The 22,758-nt window shown below is 39.1% G+C and carries 21 protein-coding genes and 2 tRNA genes; 17 read left to right on the top strand and 6 right to left on the bottom strand.

What is annotated here, in order from left to right:
- Positions 1 to 36: 36 nt before the first annotated feature.
- The 3 genes from gap to pfkA are packed head-to-tail and all read right to left on the bottom strand — an operon-like array spanning position 37 to position 2,881.
- Entirely contained in the window at positions 37 to 1,035 is a 999-nt protein-coding gene (gene gap, locus ABD873_RS03685) for a type I glyceraldehyde-3-phosphate dehydrogenase (RefSeq protein WP_345064782.1), read from the bottom strand.
- A gap of 4 nt (positions 1,036 to 1,039) precedes the next feature.
- Positions 1,040 to 1,888, bottom strand: a complete 849-nt coding sequence (locus ABD873_RS03690; protein WP_345064785.1) for a hypothetical protein — start codon at positions 1,886 to 1,888, stop codon at positions 1,040 to 1,042.
- A gap of 9 nt (positions 1,889 to 1,897) precedes the next feature.
- Positions 1,898 to 2,881, bottom strand: a complete 984-nt coding sequence (gene pfkA / locus ABD873_RS03695) for a 6-phosphofructokinase (RefSeq protein ID WP_345064788.1) — start codon at positions 2,879 to 2,881, stop codon at positions 1,898 to 1,900.
- Positions 2,882 to 3,084: 203 nt separating this feature from the next.
- Here pfkA and ABD873_RS03700 point away from each other — a divergent pair, with 203 nt between their 5' ends.
- From ABD873_RS03700 to ABD873_RS03740, 9 genes are all read left to right on the top strand, one after another.
- On the top strand, positions 3,085 to 3,741 hold the full coding sequence (locus tag ABD873_RS03700) for an NUDIX hydrolase (RefSeq protein ID WP_039052739.1): 657 nt from the start codon (positions 3,085 to 3,087) through the stop codon (positions 3,739 to 3,741).
- A gap of 125 nt (positions 3,742 to 3,866) precedes the next feature.
- Positions 3,867 to 4,472 (top strand): TetR/AcrR family transcriptional regulator, encoded by a 606-nt coding sequence (locus ABD873_RS03705; RefSeq protein WP_345064793.1) that lies wholly within the window; start codon positions 3,867 to 3,869, stop codon positions 4,470 to 4,472.
- Positions 4,473 to 4,475: 3 nt separating this feature from the next.
- On the top strand, positions 4,476 to 5,795 hold the full coding sequence (locus ABD873_RS03710; protein WP_345064796.1) for a TolC family protein: 1,320 nt from the start codon (positions 4,476 to 4,478) through the stop codon (positions 5,793 to 5,795).
- Positions 5,796 to 5,813: 18 nt separating this feature from the next.
- On the top strand, positions 5,814 to 6,869 hold the full coding sequence (locus tag ABD873_RS03715; RefSeq protein WP_345064799.1) for an efflux RND transporter periplasmic adaptor subunit: 1,056 nt from the start codon (positions 5,814 to 5,816) through the stop codon (positions 6,867 to 6,869).
- Positions 6,870 to 6,888: 19 nt separating this feature from the next.
- Positions 6,889 to 10,083, top strand: coding sequence for an efflux RND transporter permease subunit (locus ABD873_RS03720; RefSeq protein WP_345064802.1), 3,195 nt, complete (start codon positions 6,889 to 6,891; stop codon positions 10,081 to 10,083).
- Between the two features lie 190 nt (positions 10,084 to 10,273).
- A tRNA-Arg gene (locus tag ABD873_RS03725) sits at positions 10,274 to 10,347 on the top strand.
- A 71-nt stretch (positions 10,348 to 10,418) separates the two neighbouring features.
- Positions 10,419 to 10,994 (top strand): adenylate kinase, encoded by a 576-nt coding sequence (locus ABD873_RS03730; protein WP_345064805.1) that lies wholly within the window; start codon positions 10,419 to 10,421, stop codon positions 10,992 to 10,994.
- 20 nt (positions 10,995 to 11,014) lie between these two features.
- Positions 11,015 to 12,016, top strand: a complete 1,002-nt coding sequence (gene obgE, locus ABD873_RS03735; RefSeq protein WP_039053829.1) for a GTPase ObgE — start codon at positions 11,015 to 11,017, stop codon at positions 12,014 to 12,016.
- Between the two features lie 140 nt (positions 12,017 to 12,156).
- Positions 12,157 to 12,229, top strand: a tRNA-Lys gene (locus ABD873_RS03740).
- A gap of 46 nt (positions 12,230 to 12,275) precedes the next feature.
- Here ABD873_RS03740 and ABD873_RS03745 read toward each other — a convergent pair.
- The gene (locus ABD873_RS03745; protein ID WP_345064810.1) at positions 12,276 to 12,638 is read right to left on the bottom strand and encodes a winged helix-turn-helix transcriptional regulator; all 363 of its coding nucleotides are present in this window, start codon (positions 12,636 to 12,638) and stop codon (positions 12,276 to 12,278) included.
- Between the two features lie 90 nt (positions 12,639 to 12,728).
- On the opposite strand from ABD873_RS03745, the gene ABD873_RS03750 reads away from it, so the two are divergent.
- From ABD873_RS03750 to ABD873_RS03770, 5 genes are all read left to right on the top strand, one after another.
- Positions 12,729 to 13,565, top strand: a complete 837-nt coding sequence (locus ABD873_RS03750) for an SDR family NAD(P)-dependent oxidoreductase (RefSeq protein ID WP_345064813.1) — start codon at positions 12,729 to 12,731, stop codon at positions 13,563 to 13,565.
- Between the two features lie 16 nt (positions 13,566 to 13,581).
- A complete protein-coding gene (locus tag ABD873_RS03755; RefSeq protein WP_345064816.1) occupies positions 13,582 to 13,974 on the top strand; it encodes a DoxX family protein in 393 nt (130 codons plus the stop codon).
- Positions 13,975 to 14,502: 528 nt separating this feature from the next.
- Entirely contained in the window at positions 14,503 to 14,964 is a 462-nt protein-coding gene (locus tag ABD873_RS03760; RefSeq protein ID WP_345064819.1) for a Crp/Fnr family transcriptional regulator, read from the top strand.
- A 64-nt stretch (positions 14,965 to 15,028) separates the two neighbouring features.
- A complete protein-coding gene (locus ABD873_RS03765; protein WP_039053827.1) occupies positions 15,029 to 15,469 on the top strand; it encodes a carboxymuconolactone decarboxylase family protein in 441 nt (146 codons plus the stop codon).
- Between the two features lie 113 nt (positions 15,470 to 15,582).
- Complete coding sequence (locus ABD873_RS03770; RefSeq protein WP_345064823.1) at positions 15,583 to 16,326, top strand: SDR family NAD(P)-dependent oxidoreductase; 744 nt, start codon at positions 15,583 to 15,585, stop codon at positions 16,324 to 16,326.
- 26 nt (positions 16,327 to 16,352) lie between these two features.
- Here the strand turns inward: ABD873_RS03770 and ABD873_RS03775 are convergent, their stop codons facing one another.
- Positions 16,353 to 19,394 (bottom strand): SbcC/MukB-like Walker B domain-containing protein, encoded by a 3,042-nt coding sequence (locus ABD873_RS03775; protein ID WP_345064826.1) that lies wholly within the window; start codon positions 19,392 to 19,394, stop codon positions 16,353 to 16,355.
- 3 nt (positions 19,395 to 19,397) lie between these two features.
- Positions 19,398 to 20,603, bottom strand: a complete 1,206-nt coding sequence (locus ABD873_RS03780) for a metallophosphoesterase family protein (protein WP_345064829.1) — start codon at positions 20,601 to 20,603, stop codon at positions 19,398 to 19,400.
- A 180-nt stretch (positions 20,604 to 20,783) separates the two neighbouring features.
- Here ABD873_RS03780 and ABD873_RS03785 point away from each other — a divergent pair, with 180 nt between their 5' ends.
- From ABD873_RS03785 to ABD873_RS03795, 3 genes are all read left to right on the top strand, one after another.
- Positions 20,784 to 21,452, top strand: coding sequence for a hypothetical protein (locus ABD873_RS03785; protein WP_039053800.1), 669 nt, complete (start codon positions 20,784 to 20,786; stop codon positions 21,450 to 21,452).
- 144 nt (positions 21,453 to 21,596) lie between these two features.
- Positions 21,597 to 22,040 (top strand): DinB family protein, encoded by a 444-nt coding sequence (locus ABD873_RS03790; RefSeq protein WP_345064833.1) that lies wholly within the window; start codon positions 21,597 to 21,599, stop codon positions 22,038 to 22,040.
- A 211-nt stretch (positions 22,041 to 22,251) separates the two neighbouring features.
- Positions 22,252 to 22,728, top strand: coding sequence for a VOC family protein (locus ABD873_RS03795; RefSeq protein ID WP_039053798.1), 477 nt, complete (start codon positions 22,252 to 22,254; stop codon positions 22,726 to 22,728).
- Positions 22,729 to 22,758: the final 30 nt, after the last annotated feature.

A 22,758-nucleotide genomic window follows, 5' to 3' on the forward strand; every position in this document is an offset into this window, starting at 1 on the left:
ATTCCGATGCTTTTTTGTTTACGATTGTTATCTCTATTAGATAAACTTACCAACTTCTTGTGCTAAGTCGATAATTTTGTTTGAATAACCCCATTCGTTGTCGTACCAAGATACAACTTTTACGAAGTTGTCATTCAACGAAATACCAGCTTTAGCGTCGAAGATAGAAGTGCGTGCATCGCCTAAGAAGTCAGTAGATACTACTTCGTCTTCTGTGTAGCCTAAGATACCTTTCAATTCGCCTTCTGAAGCTTCTTTCATCGCTTGTTTGATTTCTTCATATGAAGCACCTTTTTCTAGACGAACTGTCAAGTCTACTACCGAAACGTCAGCAGTAGGCACGCGGAAAGACATACCTGTTAATTTACCTTTCAAGGCTGGCAATACTAAACCTACGGCTTTTGCAGCACCTGTCGAAGAAGGGATGATGTTTTGGTAAGCACCTCGACCACCTCTCCAGTCTTTTACTGAAGGGCCATCAACAGTTTTTTGTGTTGCTGTCACAGCGTGTACAGTAGTCATCAAACCTTCGATGATACCGAATTTGTCGTGCAATACCTTAGCGATAGGAGCAAGACAGTTAGTAGTACATGAAGCGTTTGATACGATATGTTGGTCTGCTTTTAATTCTTTGTGGTTTACACCCATAACGAAAGTGGGGGTGTCATCTTTTGCTGGAGCAGACATAATAACTTTTTTAGCGCCTGCTTGGATGTGTTTTTGAGCTAGCTCCTGTGTTAAGAACAAGCCTGTAGATTCGATAATTACTTCCGCACCTACTTCATCCCACTTCAAGTTAGCCGGATCTTTCTCAGCTGTCACACGTATAGTTTTACCGTTTACAACTAAATTACCGTCTTTTACTTCTACTGTACCGTCAAATTTTCCGTGAGTAGAGTCATATTTCAACATATATGCCATATAATCTGGCTCTACTAAGTCGTTGATACCAACGATTTCAATATCATCACGTTTTACAGCAGCTCTAAATGCTAAACGACCGATACGGCCAAATCCGTTAATTCCAATTTTCATTTTCTTAATTTTTGTTTATGTAATATTTTATTAGATTTTGAATAGGTTCTTTTACTATAGTTTTAATATTCAAATGATGTTCTTTGGCTAAATCTAGCAGCCAATCCTGGTAGTTGTACGCTACCGACCCTGTAAGTCCTATCTGCGCGTCCGGATATTGGTCCAGCAGAGGAAGGATATAAGTATTAATATACGTTTCCAGTCCCTTTTTTATAATGGAGGCCAGATAATGTTCATTTTTGTTTTCGTAGAAAAAGTCTGCAAACGATGTCAGAAACAAGTTGGGGTTAGGGCTGTTGTACAGCTTTTCTAGGATAATCTTACGGTCTAAGTTGAATTTTCCTATGAGCTTTTCGCGGAAACCCTGCGGCATGGCGTCGGTAAGGAAGTCGCGCAGCACTTGCTGAGCTATCCAGTTTGTTGAGCCTTCATCTGCAAGGATATAGCCCAATCCATAGTTGTTTTCTACGATTTTCTTCCCTGTATAATAGGCGGCATTGGAGCCTGATCCGATGATTCCTACGATACCTTTGTCATCACCCAAAGTAGAAAGGGCTGAGGCATCCAAATCATGTGAGACTTTTACCTTGGCATTTTTAAAGAAGTTGGAAAATACGTTGGCGATTTTATCCTGTCTTTCTTTTGAAGAAGCTCCCGCACCGAAAAAGAATATTTTCTTTATCTTTTCTGCATTATATAGCAGGTCTGTACTTTTGTTGAGCAACTGATTTATGAAATTTTCATCTTGAATATAAGGATTGATGCCCACTGTGCGAAAGCCGTGCAGCAATTTGCCTTTTTCGGCAAGCCGCCAGTCTGCATATCTTGATCCGGTGAAAATAACTAAAATCATATGGCTCAACTATTTGTTCATTATATTGGCTATCGCCAACAATTCGTCATCTAGTTTCAGTTCTTTAGTGTTTAGGGCTTCTTCAAGAGGCGTAGTAACCATTTGGTTGCCGCGGATACCTACAGTGGCCTTGCTGTTGCCTTTCAGAAGTTCGTTGACTGCTATGTATCCCATTCTTGTTCCCAAGATGCGGTCAAAGCTACTTGGAGCACCACCTCGTTGTAAGTGACCTAATATACTAACTTTTATGTCAAGATGCGGAATTTTTTCTTTTACAATTTTGGCAACATTGTACGCTCCTCCATTTTTGTCACCTTCGGCAATGATAACAATCATGGAAGTTTTGTTGCGGCTTTCTGCCAGATATATTTCATCCAATAGGTCATCAATGCCGGAATTTAGCTCCGGAAGGAGTATAGCTTCCGCACCGCCACCCACGCCGGCACTTAAGGCAATGCATCCTGAATCTCTACCCATCACCTCTACGAAGAAGACGCGGTTATGCGAGGAAGCCGTGTCGCGTATTTTGTCTATTGCTTCTATTACGGTATTGTTGGCTGTATCATAACCTAAGGTGTAGTCAGTACCACAAAGGTCGTTGTCTATAGTTCCCGGAATACACATTACAGGGATATCATATTCTTCGGAGAAGATTTTGGCACCGGTGAATGTGCCGTCACCCCCAATAGCTACCAATGCATCGATACCTTGGGATTTTATATTGTTGTAAGCTTTCTCTCTACCTTCTTTCGTTTTGAAATCTAGGCACCGCGCGGATTTAAGGATAGTTCCTCCCTTTTGGATGATAGAACTTACGGACCTGCGGTTCATGTCTACAAACTCGCGGTCTATCATACCTTGGTATCCGTGGTAAATTCCTGTTACAGCAATGTCGTGATAAATAGCAGTTCTCACTACAGCTCGGATCGCTGCATTCATGCCAGGCGCATCGCCACCTGAAGTAAAAACTCCAATTCTGTTTATCTTTTTCAATGTGGTTTCAGTTTAAGTTCAAATACGAATATAATGTGTATTTTTTACACTATTAAATTTTTTATGCATTTTTTGTGAGATTTTTGCATTTTGGTGACTTCCTTTGTTGTAACAATCTATGTTTGCATATTTTTTGTTTTTAAATTTTATGATTATTGATTAATATCGCATATGATTTTGTAACTGCTTAATATAACCTACATATGTTGTCGTTTTTTACAGTAGATTGTCTGATCTTTACCTTTCATGATGGTAAGCTCAAAGTATTGCTCACAGAGCGCAACGAGTACCCTTATCGTGATTGGTGGGCAATGCCGGGTTATTTTGTCAATAAGGATGAAGAGATGGAAGATGCTGTAAACCGGATAGCGTACGAACATACGGGGTTGAAAAACATTTATCTGGAGCAGTTGGCCGCTCTTGCCGGACTCAAGCGTCACCCGGAAGGTAGAATTCTTACGGTAGCTTATATGGCCTTGGTAAGGTATGACGAGGTTAAACACAAGATAAAACCGGTGACAAACTATATGCGTCAGGCTAAGTGGTTTGATGTGCACGAAGTGCCGGAACTTGCCTTCGATCATAATGAAATCCTGCGTCTTGGACTAGACAAACTGAAAAGAAACTTGCATTATACTATGGCTCCTTATGAGCTTCTTCCTGAAAAATTTACATTAACTCAATTGCAGCAAGTTTACGAGTCCATACTCGGTGAAACACTAGATAAACGGAACTTCAGAAAGAAGATGAGTAATCTCGGGTATCTTAAGGAATTGGATGAATTCCAGACCGGAGTGTCTTATAGGGCCGCACGTCTCTATAAGTTGGATAAGAAAAAGTTCCTCAAGCTTTTCTCGTAGTATTATCATTTTCTGTTTCTTTTTTGTCAGCGCATTGTATTTTTTTAAATACACAATAGTTTGTGTTTAAACTTTTTTTATTTTTGACCATTCTTTTGCTAAAGTCAAAAGTTAAAAAGTTTAAAATGGATAAAAGAAAAGAAGAAATAATAGAGGCTGCTATTCGTCGCTTCTCGCATTATGGTTTTGCAAAGACCACGATGAATGAGATTGCGGAGGATTTAAAAATCACGAAGGCTAATCTATATTATTATTATCCGGATAAGACGGCGCTTATTAAAGATGTGATTTGTTCCATCTCACATGAATTGATTTCTGCGGAAGAGAAAATGATTGCCGCGTATGATGGTGATTTCTTAGGAACATTATTTGCCATCTTAAAATTTCGGGCCGAACATATGAGAAAGCATTATATGCTTTATATCAATGAAAATCTGGATTGGTTAAAAGGCTTGGAGCTTTCTGAAGTGATAAAACAGGTATATACCAAAGACTTGGATTTGATGAAGTTGCTAGTGCAGAAGGCCGTAGAAGACGGCTCGTTGAAGTTGGATAATATCGAAGAGTCTTGTGCCATCTTTGGAGATATCATCCGTGGGTTGACCTTGACTTACACTATAGAAGATATACTCTGCAAGATTCCAAACCTGGAAAATGTAGATAAGATACTTGCCAGCCAGATTAACGCCGCTAAATTAATTTTTCAAGAACGTATAGTTACTAATAAATAACCGATGAGAAAGATCAGATTAATTGCTGTTTTATTAGCCGGGATGTTTAGTTTTTCTTATGCCGATGCGCAAGAAATCTTAACACTGAAAGATGCGATAAAATATGCTTTGCAGAATAAGGCAGAAGCTAAGAAAGCTGCCTTAGACTTAGAAAATGCACAATATCAGATTGATGAGGTGCGCGGTACGGCCTTGCCTCAGATCAATGCTGCCGGAAGTTTGAAATACAATGTCATCATTCCGGAAATGGCTATTGATATGGGAGGTGTGGTGAACAAGGTGAAAATGGGCCAACCGTGGAATGCTACGGGAGTAGTTTCGTTGAACCAACAACTGTTCAACCAATCGGTATTCACCGGTCTGAAGGCCGCTACCACCACGCGAGAGTTTTATATTATCAATAAACAGTTGACCGATGAGCAATTAATAGAACGTGTGGCGACTGCATATTACGAGGTGTATCAAACTCAATTGCAGTTACAAACCATAGAAACAAACTTAAATAGTACGACTAAAATCCGAGATGTCATTGCGGGTCTGGTGTCTGCCGGATTAGGTAAGCAGATTGACTTGGACAGAACGAACGTACAGATTAACAACCTGATTGCCAACCGCCAGATCGTGGTGAACGCCCTAGAGCTTAAGGAAAATGCGTTGAAGTTCGCCATTGGCATGCCTATGGATAAAGATATTACCCTTCCGGACAATACATTTGAGGTCGATGCTAACATCGCTTTGGAGGAAGCTAATATTGACAACCGTACAGAAGTTCTTTTGACCAAGAAACAAATCGAACTATTGGAACTGAACAAGAAGTCTAAAGTTGCCGACTTGTATCCTCGTCTATCGCTGGGAGCTGACTTCGGTTGGAGTGGGTTCGGTAAAGGCTTTCCTATAGGAGGAGATTTCTTCTGGCCAAAAACTTCCAGTATTGGTTTGAACCTTTCAATTCCTATTTTTACAGGTGGTTCTACTAGAGCAAGGATTAAACAGGCCGATATTCAAATCCGTCAGGCACAAGTCTCTTTGGAAGATATGAAACTGGGCTTGAGCTTGGAAAATGACAACGCCAAAGCGCAAATCAAGAATTCTTTGCTTACTATTAACACCAACAGAAGTAACGTGTCATTGGCCAAAGAGGTATTGGAAGACACAGAGAATAATTATAAAAATGGTTTAGCTACACTTACAGAACTTCTTGATGCAGAGCGTGCTTATGCTGATGCTCAAAATAACCTTAATACAGCATTATTAAACTATAAGATAGCTGAAATTCAATTGATCAAAGCTAAAGGAGAATTGAAATCATTAGTAAACGAATAATAGACTAAATATATTTTTATGAAACGTGCAATAATTACGGTAATTATTATCGCAGCAGCAATAGGTGGTATTTTCTTTATTTTGAAAAAGAATAAAGCTAAGAACGACGCAGTTACACAAGAAGCATCCAAAACCAATGCATATGTGGCAGTGCGTGTAGATACTGCACAAAATGCTACGGTAGATGCGTCTTATGTGGCAAATGGTACTTTCGAACCTAAACAGGAAGTGATTGTGGCAGCTGAAACAGCAGGTCGTGTGGTGCGAGTGTTGGTTGACGAAGGTTCGTATGTATCTGCCGGACAAACATTGGCTGTCGTGGAAGGCGACAAATTGAATGTGAACGTAGCAAACGCGCAAGCGAATTACGATAATGCTTTACAGAATCTACAACGTTTTGAAAGTGCTTTCAAAACAGGAGGGGTTACCCAACAACAATTGGACCAAGCAAGATTAAGTTTTGAAAACGCGAAAAACAACCTTCGCAGTGCTAAACTTACTGCTGGAGATGTAACTATCAAAACATCGGTAGCAGGAATCGTAAACTCCCGTAAAATAGAACCGGGATCTTACGTAAATCCAGGAACAGCGGCTTTCGAGATTGTGAACGTTAGTTCATTGAAATTGCGTGTTAACGTGGATGAGAAAAATGTAGCTACTCTTGCCGTAGGACAACCTGTAAATGTTACGGCTAGTGTTTATAACGACAAAACCTACACCGGACGCATTACTTTCATTGCTCCTAAGTCGGATGGAAGCTTAAATTTCCCTGTGGAAATTGAAGTGCCTAACAAAGGCAATGAGTTGCGCGCAGGTATGTATGGAACAGCTCACTTTGGCGGTAACAGTACTGCTAATGTGTTGGTGGTGCCACGTGCAGCATTCGTGGGTTCTGTATCGGACAACACGATTTTCGTGGCTAAGGACGGTAAAGCTGTAGAAACTAAAGTAGTTTCAGGAAGAAGCTTCGGCGATAAAATCGAGATCGTTAGCGGCCTTAATGCCGGTGATGTGGTGATTATTTCAGGTCAAATTAACTTATTGAACGGAACTGCAATCGAAATTATTAAGTAAGATTGGGTAAATAGCTATTATGAAAATTTCAGAAATATCGATAAAACGACCTAGTATCATCTTGGTGTTGTTCATCATTTTGACACTAGGTGGGCTTTTCTCGTATTCTCAACTGGGGTATGAGTTAATTCCTAAGTTTGAGGTAAACGTGATTACCATTCAGACGGTATATCCGGGAGCTTCACCTACAGAGGTAGAAAATACCGTTACCAAAAAGATTGAAGATGCGGTAGCCTCTTTGGAGATGGTTAAAAAAATTGAATCCACCTCCTTAGAAGGGGTGTCCGTGGTGATGGTTACCTTAAACAATGGTGCCGATGTAAACTTCCTGTTGACCGATGCTCAACGTAAAATCAATGCGGTGATCAACGACCTTCCGGAAGATGCTAAGACACCGTCATTGAACAAATTCTCCTTGGATGATGTTGCTATCATGAACTTGGCCGTAACATCTAATCTTTCGGAGAAAGAACTGTATGATTTATTGGATAAAAAGATACAGCCTGTTTTCGCTCGTATCAACGGTGTGGCTAAGGTGGATATGATCGGTGGTGAGCAACGTGAAATTCAGGTGAAAGTGGATCCTGACAAGTTGCAGGGCTATGGATTGAGCATCTCCACTATCCAACAGGTCATCCAAGCATCCAATATGGACTTCCCTACAGGTAATGTGGCTTCTAAAGAAAATAGAACGACCATACGTTTGGCGGGAAAAGTGAGAAGTATTGAGGAATTGCGCAACTTGCCTATTACCACCCCTAAGGGAATCACAATATACCTGAAGGATGTGGCTGATGTTCAGGATGGCATAACGGAAATTGAAAAGATTGCCCGTGTGGACCGTAAGAACACGATTATGTTGCAAGTCTTCAAGCAATCGGACGCTAACGCCGTAGCCGTATCCGAATTGGTGCGTAAAACCATAGCTCAATATGATGATGAGGGTAATCTTATCGGTGGGGTAGAGAAGGACTATGAAGCACAAGGTGTAAAAATCATGGTGGCTAACGACACATCTACCTTCACCTTGATTGCGGCAAATAACGTGATTCATGACTTGATGATAGCCGTAGTATTGGTAGGTTTCATCATGTTGTTCTTCTTACATTCATTGCGTAATGCCGCTATCACGATGGTGGCAATCCCATTGTCGCTGATTGCTACTTTCATCGGGCTTCTTTTGATGGGATATACGCTTAACCTGATGTCCTTACTAGGTCTGTCATTGGTGGTAGGTATTCTCGTGGACGACGCTATCGTGGTTATCGAGAACATTCACCGCCATATGGAGATGGGTAAAAATAAAGTGCGAGCGGCTTTTGACGGAGTTAAAGAAATTGGATTTACCGTTACGGCTATTACATTGGTAATCGTGGTGGTGTTCTTGCCTATTGCGATGTCTACAGGTTTGGTGGCCAATATTTTGGCACAGTTCTGTGTGACGGTAATTATTTCGACTATGTTATCGTTGCTGGTATCTTTTACCGTAGTGCCATGGTTATACTCCCGTTTTGGTAAGTTAGAATATTTAAGCCAAACTTCTTTCTTTGGAAAGATTGTTCACGGCTTTGAGGCAGGACTTGATGCCTTTACACATAAAATTTCGGATATTTTGAAATGGGCGTTACGCACAAGAGTAAATAAAGTGGTTACGTTGCTGATTTCTCTTGTGTTGTTTGTCGTATCCATAGCTTTGATTCCTGCGGGATTTATCGGTTCGGACTTCTTTCCTTCAAACGATAGAGGTGAGTTCTACCTACAATTTGAATTAGAGAAAGATGCTTCTCTCGAGAAAACCAACATCTTAACACGTAAGGCGGAAGAAATCTTGTCAAGCAAACCGGAAATCGAAAGAATCATCACTACTGTAGGGCAGTCTTCGGATGGTGGTCTCGGTTCAGTGTCAGGAACACGCTATAAATCCGAAATCCAGGTTATCCTTACCGATGAAGCCAAACGTCGTATGAACTCGAAAGTGTATTCGGTTCAATTACGTAATGAGTTGCTTCCACAGCTTGTAGGTGCCAAAATCAAGACTGTACCGGTAGGTATCATGGGGGCTGAGCAGTCGCCTTTGAAGCTTACTATTATCGCTTCAACAGTTGAAGATGCACAGGAGTTTGCCATGCAGGCGGCCGACCTATTAAGAGAAATTCCGGGAACCAAGGATGTTAAGTTGTCGTCGGAAAGCGGTAACCCTGAGATCTCCGTGAAAGTGGATCGTGATAAGATGACGTCCTTGAATCTTAACATTGCGACGGTAGGTTTAACCATGCAGACAGCTTTCTCCGGAAATACGGACAATAAGTTTCGCGCCGGGGATAACGAATACGATATCAACATTCAGTTTGATGATAAAGGACGTACAAGCCTTGAAGACGTTAAAAACCTTCAGTTTATCAACAGTCAGGGAACGGCTATTAAGTTGTCGCAATTTGCAGATGTAGAATATAGCTCAGGTCCAACGATGTTGGAACGTCGTGATAAGTCGCCTGCTGTTTCCGTACAAGGTGGGGTTGTTGGGCGCCCTACAGGTACCGTAGCACAAGAATGGGAAGCTAAGTTTAGCCAATTACCACGTAAACCGGGAGTATCATACGTGTGGGGCGGTAACATGGAAAACCAAGCTGAAGGTTTCGGTACATTGGGTATTGCTTTAATGGCTTCTTTAATCTTGGTGTACTTGGTGATGGTAGCCCTTTATGACAACTTTATTACACCTTTTGTGGTATTATTCTCAATTCCATTGTCATTTATCGGTGCCTTATTGGCGTTGGCGTTGACGAACCAGTCATTAAATATCTTCACCATCTTGGGTATTATCATGTTGATTGGTTTGGTGGCCAAAAATGCGATTATGCTTGTGGACTTTGCTAACCACCGTAAGGAAGAAGGCATGAATACACACGACGCTTTGGTGGCGGCCAACCATGCCCGTCTTCGTCCGATCTTGATGACGACGATAGCCATGGTGTTCGGTATGATTCCTATTGCTATTGCGCAAGGAGAAGGTTCCGACATCAACAGAGGTCTTGCCATCGTAATCATCGGTGGTCTACTGTCGTCCATGTTCTTAACCCTTGTGGTAGTACCGGTAGTGTATTCGATTATGGATAGCCTGAAACACCGCTTCAGTAAAGGCAAGAAAGTAGATTATGCTGCCGAAATGGTGGCTGACTATGTGCCAAATGAGCATTTTATTGACAAACACTAGTATTTGTTTAATAAATCTTAAAAAGGAGAGCTAAAATGCTCTCCTTTTTTTGTGGTTGAGCGTCATGGACTTAGTTGATTTTCGAAAAAATAATGTATATTAAAGGTGAAAAAAATTTGAACTAAAGGCTTTTTAGTGTATATTTGCATCACCAAAACGGAAGAGGCTATACCCGGAAGTGATGGTTGAAGCATTCCTAGCTCAATTGGATAGAGCATCTGACTACGGATCAGAAGGTTAGGGGTTCGACTCCCTTGGAATGCACTTAGTTAACTGAAAGCCTAATTCATAAAGGATTAGGCTTTTTATTTTGTACAAAGTAAAATAATCAAATTATGCTAAACCTTGTATTATTTGGTCCTCCAGGAGCGGGAAAAGGAACTCAATCTGAAAAACTTATCAACAAATACAATTTGGTTCATATCTCGACGGGGGATATTTTCCGAGCACATATCAAAAACCAAACTGAATTGGGAAAACAGGTAAGTCAAATTATCGCTGAAGGTAATCTTGTACCTGATTCCATTACCATAGCTATGTTGGAGGAAGAAATCCAAAAGAACCCTCAAGCGAAAGGTTTTATCTTTGATGGCTTTCCACGCACAGTAGCGCAAGCGGAAGCATTGGACAACTTCCTTGCTAGTATCAACAGTTCCATTTCGGGGGTGATTGCTTTAGATGTTACCGAAGAGGAGCTTACACAACGTATCGCTAAACGTCAGGAGATTTCAGGACGTGCAGACGATGCAGCAGATAAATTGAAAAAACGTATTGAAGAATATTTCAGCAAGACTATTCATGTATTGCCTTACTATGAAAAACAAGGTAAGCTTACCAAAGTGAATGGTATCGGAGAAATCGAGACGATTTTCGCCGAGCTATGTGCTGTTATCGATAGTTATAAAGCGTAATTAAGAAAGAGAAGTATTTTATGGCTCAAGGTTCAAATTTTGTTGATTATGTAAAAGTGTGTTGTCGTTCAGGACGCGGAGGGGCAGGTTCTGCACATTTGCATCGCGACAAATTTACCGCCAAAGGAGGACCAGATGGAGGAGATGGCGGACGCGGAGGACACATCATTCTAAAAGGTTCTTCGCATCACTGGACCTTGCTACACCTGAAATACAGAAAACATATCATTGCCGAGGACGGGCAGCCGGGAGGTTCGGCACTCCGTACTGGAGCGAATGGTAAAGATGTGATATTGGAAGTGCCGCTAGGTACGGTTGCTAAAGATGCCGAAACAGGAGAGGTGTTGTTCGAAATTACAGAAGATGGTGAGACGAAGATCCTCACAGCTGGAGGTCGTGGTGGTTTAGGTAACTGGCATTTTAAGTCTGCGACCTTACAGACACCACGTTTTGCACAACCGGGAGAGCCAGGTAAAGAACAGTGGGTTATCCTCGAATTGAAGGTGTTGGCCGATGTAGGACTGGTAGGGTTTCCTAATGCCGGAAAATCGACCTTACTGTCCGTTGTGTCTGCTGCAAAACCTGAAATCGCCAACTACCCGTTTACAACGCTAGTGCCTAACTTAGGTATAGTTAGTTACCGCGATGGAAAATCATTCATCATGGCCGATATTCCCGGTATTATCGAAGGAGCATCCAAAGGAAAAGGTTTAGGGTTCCGCTTCTTACGACATATCGAACGCAACTCCGTGTTGCTCTTCATGGTGCCCGCCGATACGGATAGAACTATAAAGGAGGAGTACAATATCCTTTTGAATGAACTGAGAGAATACAATCCGGAGATGATGGCTAAACCTCGCTTGTTGGCCATCACCAAATCTGACATGCTGGACGATGAACTGGAGGAGGAGATGAAAGCCGAACTTCCAGAAGGCGTGCCTTATCTTTTCATTTCGTCAGTTTCGGGAAAAAATATTCTACAGCTGAAGGATATGTTGTGGCGAACGATAAACGATAAATAAATAGACCTAAAATTTATTGATTTAAGTATCAATAAGTTTGGTGTGAAAGACAATAAATAATGCAAAATAGTTTGTAGAACCGCTCAAAATAGCTATCTTTGCATCACTTCAAACAAGGAAGTTGATTCGAAAGAATTAAAGATTCCGTAGCTCAGTTGGTAGAGCAATACACTTTTAATGTATGGGTCCTGGGTTCGAGTCCCAGCGGGATCACTAAAAAGAGGGCAAGTCGAGAAAAAGAGATTTGCCCTCTTTTTTATTATGAAGCTTGCTGCTTTTCCCTATGCTTTTTACCCCAATCGTGCAATGTTAACAGCACTTTTTCAAGGCTCTTTCCTTTTTCACTTATGCTGTACTCTACCCTTGGTGGCACTTCTGAATAATCTTTGCGAATAATAAGACCGTCTTCCTGCAATTCTTTGAGTTGTTTGATCAAGATCCGCTCAGTAATGTTATTTATTCTTTTCTTTATCTCGGAATAACGTAACGTCTCATTTTCCAACAAAGCAGCAAGGATTCCTACCTTCCATTGTCCACTAATTAAGGAGATGGTATAGAACATACCACAATTCTGCAAAAGGTCTACCTCATTCAGAAAATTAGTTGAATTCCTCTTTCTCATAGCAATAAATGTTTGTACATACAATTTTGTAAGTACTTGCCAAAAGTAAAGGTATAAAATACTTTTGTCTTATCATCAAATCAAAAGGTTATGAACATCATAGAAAGAAAAGTTTGGTTGATAACAGGTGTATCAAAAGGATTAGGCAGGGAACTTGCCAAACAAGTGGCAGATAAGGGAGATATCGTTGTAGGTACTGTTCGCAATGCGCAGGACAAAGCGGATTTTGAAAAAATTTTAGGAGCCAAGGCGTTTATCATTGACCTGTCGAACACAGAACAGATTTCCTCTCTTGTTGACGCCATTATAAATCAATATGGTCAGATTGATGTGTTAGTAAACAATGCTGGTTATGGTGCATTTGGAATGATTGAAGAATTTTCAGAAAACGAAATCATCCATCAATTTAAAGTGAATGTCATAGCGGTATGGAAACTTTGCCAAGCTGTGCTACCTCACATGCGCGAAAAAGGCGGTGGAACAATAATCCAAATTTCTTCTCGTGTGGGAATTCTAGCAGGTGTGGGAAATGGTATTTATGCTTCAAGCAAATTTGCTTTGGAAGGAATGAGAGAATCACTCAAGCAAGAAGTAGAACCTTTTGGCATCAAGGTGATGTTAGCGGAATTAGGTGCACTAAGAACAGATTTCTTCGGAACGTCCGTAAAATATGCCGAAAACAAATTGCCTCTGTACTTTGATACGGCAGGGGACATAAGAAGCAATACAAAAAGTCTTCATGGTAAACAATCTGGCGATCCGGTTAAAGTAGCCGAGGCTATCATTGAAGCGGTAGATAAAGATGTTCCAACATTTCGTCTTCCTTTGACTACAGGAACCATTGACGCGATGAAGACTAAGATTGCTGAATACCAAAATCTGATTGATCTGTACGAACATAAAGCACGAAACGTGGAATTCTTCTAATACAATCCGATATCTGATGAAAACTAATTCTAAAGCCGTTTTATACTGGATTTGTTACCTATGGTACTTGTATATCATTGCACCATCGGCCACGAAAAAAATCATACTCTATCCAGGCATGGTGCAAAGTATGCAGTCATTAGGTTTTGATACAACTTGGACACTGGCTATAGGTATAGCAGAGATAATAGGTGTGCTGCTTGTTATTGCGGGATTATTCAAATCACAACTGAGAACGTTGGGCATCTTACTTCTCTTCCCTTTCGTCATCGGAGCATTTACCGCTCACATGGCACATCAAGAGTACTATCACTTTTATAATTCGCTAATTATGTGTGTTCTTTCCTTCATTTTACTATTTCTTGATGAGCGAATTAGAATAAACTTAGGACAGGTTGAAAATAAGTAAATTGAAGCATTATAAGGAGTTGCCGATTATCTCACTCTTAGTACTTAGCCTTTCAAATTTGTTGCAGCCATAACCAAATCACTGCCAGCAGTCTTGTCTCAGAAATTAGTGTAACTTTAGTAAATTCGGCCGGCTTATGCCGGCCAGTTTATTGATATTGGTTACAATCTCGTATTTTTTATGTTCATTCTTTGCAGTATTTAATCTTGCAGTGGCTGGCCTTGGGCATTGGGGGGGCTGATACTAGCATACTGGGGTAAACTACATTTTCGTTATATTGATAGTTCTTAGCTTATTGGCTTTAGGTCTAAAGAAACTTCAATAATCCGAACCTGTCCAATTATCAAAAAGGACGATATAGAGTCTACTGAAAAACCAATTAAAAATAGCTGCCACATGACACATGGAGAAAGTAAAAAATATGATTTAATACGACATTTTAAAAGGTTTGTAGAACTAACATCCGAAGAAGAATCCGAAATCGTAAATTACTTTCAGTTAAAGGAATTTTCATAGAAAGAAAAGTTAATGGAATTGAACAGTAGGTGTAGGTATCATTTTTTTGTTTTGAAAGGTTGTCTGAGAATGTTTTTCATTGGGGAAAAAGGAGTGGAGCAGACTATTCAATTTGCGATAGAGAATTGGTGGATTACTGATTATGCTGCTTTTGAGAGGCAAGGAATTACAGAGTTTGCCATTCAAGCTGTTGAGCCTACGTGTGTAATGCAAATAGATTTCAAGAATCAAATGCTTCTATTAGAGGATTTTCCTAAGCTAGAGAGATACTACCGCATGATTTATCAAAGGGCTTATGCTGCTTTGCAAATGCGGACAAAATATTTATATGATTTTTCAAAAGAGGAATTTTATCATCATTTTAATAATCACTTTCCTGAATTTACAAGACGGATTCCCCAGCATTTGTTAGCCTCTTACTTGAATATGACCCCTGAATATTTGAGTGAGATCAAAAGTAAATTGCAATCTTAAAATGGTTTAAGATTTTTGGGAGATGTCCTTTTTACTTTTGCTTAGACTTAATTGTGTATAAATTATGGAAAAGAGAATCAATATTCAACAGTTGGAGCCACAGGCATATGAGATAATGTTTGGCTTGGAGAACTATTTGCAAAATTCAAAACTTTCAAAAACACATCTAGAGCTCATTAAAATTAGAGCTTCGCAGTTAAACGGATGTGCTTTTTGTATTGATATGCACACTAAGGAAGCATTAAAAAATGGCGAAAATGCTAGACGTATTTTCCTGCTCAATGCTTGGAAGGAAACAGAATTATTTAGTGAGGAAGAAAAGGTAATTCTGGCTATTACTGAAGAAATTACCTTAATACACCTGCACGGGTTAAGCACAAATACGTATCAGCAGGCCGAAAAACTTTTCGATAAGAACTATTTAGCGCAAATTATAATGGCTGTCGTAACGATTAATGCTTGGAATAGAATAAGTATTAGCACAAATAAAAAAGTTGAAAGCTAATTGTCGTTGGCGCTTAATCTGTGCGAGGAAGGAACGTGTATAGTAAGGGGACAGGAAAGACTATCGGACTTGTTTGTCATTTAAGAACTTTCGTACTATACCAATTAAAAACTATGGGAAACAACCGTTTGAAAACTATTCTCATTACAGGAGGGAGTTCGGGAATAGGATTGGCAACAGCAAGAAGATTTTTCGAAGAGGGTTATCAAGTGCTTATCACAGGCAGAAGTTTATCCAAACTTAAAGACGTAGAACAGAAATATCCCTATTTTAGAGTTTTTCGTTCAGATGTATCTAATATAGAAGATTTAAATGACCTGCCCTCTATCGTAAAAAATCATACCTTCACATTGGATACATTATTTGTAAATGCTGGAATAGGATTGTTCAAAAAATTCGAGGAAATCAGCTTTGATGACTTTGATAAACTAATTTCAATCAATTACAAAGGAGTATTTTTCTCAATACAGAAGTTACTTCCTCTAATGGACAAGGGAAGTAATATAATTATAAATACATCATGGACTCACTTTAGAGGTCTTCCGACTTCTTCGTTGTATGCTTCGTCCAAGGCAGCAATTTCTTATTTAGTAAAAGTGTTGGCCATTGAGTTGGCTCCTTATCACATTCGGGTGAATGCCATAAGCCCTGGCTATACAAGCACGAATCAGTTTAATGAGACGCTGGTAGGGCAGCAACGCTACGAAAAGATGATACATCACGTGCCAGCTAGCCGATTTGCTCAACCCGAAGAAATTGCTAATGCCGTATTTTTCCTTGCTTCCGATAAAGCATCCTATATCAATGGCCAAGAGATTGTTGTTGATGGCGGCTTGACAGCTGTACATGTAGAATAATACAAGCCAACTTGAGGTTGACTTGCTTAATTAATAAGTGTAATTTGACTTCCTTTTTCTTCATCTTTGGTGATGCGAAGTGCCATCGGGATTCTTTCTTGAAGCTCTTCCACATGGGAAATGATGCCGACGATTCTGTTTTCTTTCTGTAAACTGGTTAAAGTTTCAAAGACAATATTGACTGATTCCAAATCTTGCGTACCAAATCCTTCGTCTATGAAAAAGAAGTTCTTCTCGGATTTTGCCTGGGATTGCACGCTTTCAGCCAAAGCCAGGGCCAAGCTTAAAGAGGCTTGGAATGCCTGTCCACCCGATAAAGTTTTCACGCTTCGAGAGCGACCTTCGTTCAAATAATCGATGATTTCAAAGTCGCCTTTTTCAGATAATTGAAGGCTCAATTGATTTCTCGTCATACGATGAAAACGTATGTTGGCATTATCGCAAAGCTGTCTCAGGTAAATGGATGAAACATATTGAACAAATCCTGCTCCTTTGAACAAATTCGATAAGGTTTTGAGGTTTTCTTCTCGTTTTTGAAGCTTGGCTTGTTCTTTTAAGAGTTCTGCTTTTTTTGCAAATTCTACTTCCAAACGACTGATTTCAGCTTGTAATTTTCCGACCGTTTCGGTGACTGTTTGAAGGCGGGTTTCTACTTCTTTCAAAAGACTTTCTTCCTTGGCAAATTCTTCTTCGTCCAGATTTTTTCCTGTCAATTTGGATTCTAAATCCTTAACTGAATTGCGAAGAGTGGATAATTCAATTCGGTAGTTTTGAATTTGTTGACGTATTGCCGCTACATCTAAATTTTGACTCAAAATCGTTTTCACAGCTTCCAAAGAATCCAATCCACTGAGGGAAAGATTTTCCGAAATTTTTTCATTTATGGTTTTAAGTTCAAATTCAATTTCTGCTTTTCGTTTTTGGATGCCTCCCACCAAAGTCTTTTGCGAAGCTAATTTAGGCGTAAGCTCTTGGAAAAGTTTGGTAAACTGCTGATGATTTTTTTCAGTATCCAAGATGGATTGCTTTAAATTTTGAATTTGAGCCTGAATTTTCTCGAATGAAACGCTTTGATAGTCCTCAAATTTTAAGGATTTTAAATAGGATAAATTCGTTTGAATTTCCGCTTGTTTGGCTGTTTCCCGGCGCTTGTATTCCTCCAATTTATGTTGAGCTTTTTCTAGCAACTTCGATTTTTCTTCGGTTTGCGATCGAAGTTCTTTCAGTTGGGCTTGCCAAGATTTTACTTGATTTTGCTTTTCTTGATTGGATTTTTTGATTTGTTCAAATCCTGAGAAATCGTCGGCTTGAAATTCTTTCCAATGGAATTTCTCCCTATGCTCGGAAATTTGTAATTCGAGATTTTTAAGCTCTCCAATTTCCTTTTCTAAATTTTCCTGAATGAATTTTTTCTGTTGTTCGATTCGGTCGATTTGTTCCTTTAAATTTTGCCAGTATTTACGTTCTGCCTCCAATTGGTTCCATTGATTTTGCAATTCTTCCAACTGAGTCGAAACATTTTCAACTTGAACAATATTCGGATGATCCAATGCACCGCATAAGGGACAAGGTTCACCGTCTTTCAGTTCCACGGCATAATTGGAAATCTGTTGCTGAACCAATAAATGCTGGCGTTGATTGTCAATTTCTTTTGATTTTAATTCAATTTCATTTTGTTTGTTAGTATATTTAATTTCAAATGATTGAGTGGATTTATATAAAGTTTTAATTTGATTGTTTAATTCTTGAAGATTTTCATTTTTATTTTGAATGGAATTCAGCAATTTAGCCTTTGATTCCTGAAAGTTTTGGGTTTGAAGAAACCATTTTTCAACTTCCATCAAAATAACAGAATCGATGATTTCTTTTCCGAAAGAATCGATTTTTTCTTCTAATTCTTGGATTTGCGTTTTGAGGTTTTGAACCGAATTTTTAGTTTCCTCTACATATTCCAATCCCTTTTGCGAACCGGATATTAAGTTATCAATATCCTTTTTGGCTTCTTGAATTTTCAGAATTAACTCCCAATCATTTTTTTCCGTTTTTTTCAATTCTAAAGCCTCAAATTGAGGTTGAATTTCATTGAGTTTTTGTTGTACTTCCTGAATCTGAGTTTCTAAATTTTTCAAAGTTTCCAATTCCCGTATTTCTTCCTCGGATTTAGCATGGTATTCCAAGGTTGCCTTGTTCTGTGTTTCGAGAATTTGGGCAAATAAGGCTTGCACACGTTCAAATTCCTCCAATTTTTTCTCTACCGCATTTATGGATTCCTGTTGAGATTCCATCTCGGTGAGGCTTTTTTTCTTTTTTTGAAGTGTTTCAAATTCAGCTTTTAAAGTTTTTAACTGCTGAAATCTTTCCGATTTCAAATCGAATTCTTCCTTGGTAGAATCAAATGCCTTTTTCGCCTCTGTCAACTGTTTTTTTTGAGCTTGAATTTCCTCTTCAGAAACCGTTTCAAATCCTACCATTTGACCTTGTAACTGGTTTAATTTGGTCTTGTTTTCGGAACTTAATGCACTGACCTTGTCGTATAAATCGTATTGATGAAGGTTAAAAATCTCCATCATCATTTGGGTACGGTCTTTTTCCCCTAATTCCAAAAATTCCTTGAATTGACCTTGAGGAATGATAATAGTTCGTTTGAAATTCTCGTAACTCAAACCAATAATGGGTTCTACGTTGGTTGATTCCAAAGGAATCCATGCGTTATTTTTCCATTCGTATAAATTAGCCATAGGCGTATTTACATCCTCAAATCTTTTGGAATTTCGTTTGAATTCACGCGTAGCTTTAAACAAACGGTCTTCATGATTTTTGAATTCCAATTCGATATAGGAACGATTGGATTTCAGGTTCATCATATTGTAAGTTCGCTTGTCGCGAGAGTTTAATCTTTCAGTTTCTCCATATAAAGCATAGGTAATAGCTTCCAAAATGGAAGATTTTCCAGACCCTACCGAACCGAAAATACCGAATAACCCGGCATCGGTTAATTGCGTAAAATCAATAGTTTGGCGTTCCTGATACGAATAAATTCCTTCTATGGTTAATTGAATGGGAAGCATGGTTTAGGCATTTAGAATTTCGTTAAACAAATTCATGATTTCTTCATTCGGTTCTTGACCTCCGTTTTTGGATTTAAAATAATCTCGAAATAATTCACGACGGTCTTTGTTTAGGTTAATTTCTTGCACATCTTCTGAACCTTGATTTTGATTTTTGACTTTGGGAATTAAGTGGATAATACCCTGGTGGGTTTGATAAAGCGCTTTGCGGTCTTCGGCTTTCAGAAAGGTATCGGATTCGAGGGTCAATTCTACCAAAGCATTTTGATTTTCGGAAAGCCAATTCAAAGCCGATTCTAAGTTTGAGAAAGTTTTGCGATGCAAAGGCTTGCCCGATTTCAATTCGACTTTTTCAAAAGAAAGATTTCGATTTTCATCCACCGAAATCAAAGAAACGTATTTCTTTTGTCCGGCTTCGCTAAAGCTGTAGCAAAGGGGAGAAGAGGAATAAATCACGGGTTTTTCAACCGTTCCTATATTTCGGAAACCGTGTAGGTGTCCCAATGCGGTATATTGAATTTGAGGTGGAATGGCATCGGAATAAATCATATCGGCATTCCCGATTTTAATTGGTTTTTCACCTTCGGGTTCTTCCAAAATTTCTCCTCCTCTTTTGTTCATGTATAAATGCGCCATAAGAAGATTAACCCCTTTATCGTCGCAATAAGTATCGGCTAAATTTTTCCAGTTTTCGGCTAAAACTGCATTCAATTCATCTTCTCTATTTTCGCCCAAAAATTGTTTTAAACGAATTTCGTTGGCATAAGGAGTATGCAAAATTCGAACAGGCATAGGAGAGGAATTCAGTTGAATTTCTAGGAATCCCTTTTCGGATTTCGTGATTCGGAAGTTTTCCAATGCGTATTCCTGCACTTTTTGGTTGGGATATCCGATGAGAATGATTCCGCATTCACGGGCCAAAGGATCTGGTGCATCGATGAAGCTTGGAGAATCGTGGTTTCCGGCAATGGCAATTACCGGTCGTTTTCCGTTTTTGGCCAGTCGTTTTACAGTCTTGTAAAACAAATCAATGGCTTCTGTACTGGGATGGAAAGCGTCAAATAAATCGCCCGCTACCAAAACCAAATCAACGTTTTGTTCATCGGCAATCGAAATGATTTCGTTCATTACTTCGATTTGTTCCTCCAAACGGGAAAAATTGTCCAATCGTTTTCCCAAATGCCAGTCTGCAGTATGTAGAATTTTCATTCCTTGATCATGTTTTATGCGAGTATAAAATTACATAAAGGATTGTGGATCCCAGGTTATTTGTAAGAAAATCCTTACAGATTATATTTTTTTAAAAGGGTAGTTTGTTTTTTTACGAGAAATTTAGAATTAACTGCTATCTTTGCCACAAGATAGTTCAATAACTAACAACTAAATATTATGAAATATAAATTTTTATCCTTCTTATTGTCAATGGTCGTTGGTTCGATGGCATTTGCTAATGAACCTGTAGAGAAATATCCTCGTTACAGAGGCTATTATTCCTTTGAGACGTGGTTCGCTTCAGCGAATGCTGGTGCTCAAGTATTTATGGGAGACCATGATAAACAAGAAAACTTTGGCAAGCGTATAACTCCTACTATAAGTGTTAGTGTAGGTAAATGGTTGAATCCTAGTTTTGGTGTGAGAGGATCTATTAATGGAGGTCAGATTGTTGGTTTGACACAAACAAAAGCTTTGGCCTCAAGTGATAAAATGATTATTGATGCTCCTCACTACTTGTACAGACAAAAGATTAACTATATACATGCTCATGCCGATTTGATGTTCCATTGGAGTAACGATGCATATGATGTAAACTTAAACCGTACCTATAACCTAATACCTTATGCAGGTATCGGTATTATGGCTGGTTTAAATAAGCAAAAAGAAACTAAGTTTAGTCCTAATTTAGGTGTTATCCAAACAATCCGTTTGACGGATAAATGGGACTTAAATCTTGATATAATGGGTAATATCGTTGGAGATGCCTTCGATGGTGAAAAGGGTGGAAATAAATTTGAAGGCAGAGTGGCTGCAACTGTAGGTTTTACTTATAACTTCAGATAAGGAATATAATATATAATACAGGAAGGTCAAAGTATAACACTTTGACCTTTTTTTTGGGGACATAGATTGCTAACAACAGTTTTTGCTTAGATTTATGGAAGAATTGCTTATTTGATAACACATACGATCCTTTCTTAACATAATATGAAAGATTTTTTTAAAGATTTATATGCTTATAATTACCATTCTAACCAACAGCTTTGCGAGGATTTTGAGAAGAAAGGAAGTTTGCTTCCTTCGAAGGCTATTACATTATTTTCTCATATCCTGAACGCCCATCATATCTGGATTAAGAGAATGAGTGGTTTTCAGCCCGATTATGGGCTATGGCAAGAACATAATATGGATACTTTTAAAACTGTAGATACAGTGAATTATGATGTGTCCATTCATATTATTGAACAGTCGGACTTAAATACTATCGTATATTATAATAATACCAAAGGCGAGGCCTTTCAGAATACTGTTAGAGATATTTTATTTCATGTCATCAACCACTCCACCTATCATCGTGCACAGATAGCTACGGAATTTAGGAAATATGGTCTTGAACCTATAATGACGGATTATATTTTTTACAGAAGGTAGTGTCTTAACAATGTAGTAAAAGATTTTTATGAATGAATTAAACAAGGGGCTGGTTTAAATGTTTTTGATGAAGGCGCTGGCATGGTCATAATATGACTATGATGAAAGGATATAGGATATCACCTGTGTTGATCTTTTTTCTAACATGTCCGTCTAAGGACAACAATCTTCTAAAAATCAGCCTTCGATAGTAAGGTCAAAAGATACAGATATGGACAAGCAGAAAATCACCCCGTGTTTGTGGGTAGAAAAGGACGCCCGAGCGGTAGTAGATTATTATCTCTCTATTTTCAGAGATGGAAAGCTAAAGGAATATCATCGCTATGATAATTCGCCAGAAGCTAAAGAAATAGGAGGGCAGGATAGCTTTGAAACAGCAGTCATGGAAATAGGAGGAGTGGAGTTCAGCATTTTGGCCGCAGGTCCATTTTTCCAGTTTAATGAGTCTATTTCCTTTGTTATCAACTGTAAAAATCAGGAGGAAGTAGACTATTATTGGGAGGCATTGACAGCCGATGGAGGAGAAGAAGGTTCTTGTGGATGGCTTAAGGACAAGTATGGTCTATCGTGGCAGGTGGTGCCGGAAGAGTATTATGCGTTGATAAATAGTCCTGATCCTGTTGTACGTGAGAAAGCTATGCGTAATACTATGCACCAAAAGAAAATTATACTTTTCGAACTTCAGTAAAGACTTTGCTAGCTACTAGCAGAGTTTTGT

This window comes from Sphingobacterium thermophilum (genome assembly GCF_039541675.1).
Lineage (GTDB): Bacteria > Bacteroidota > Bacteroidia > Sphingobacteriales > Sphingobacteriaceae > Sphingobacterium > Sphingobacterium thermophilum.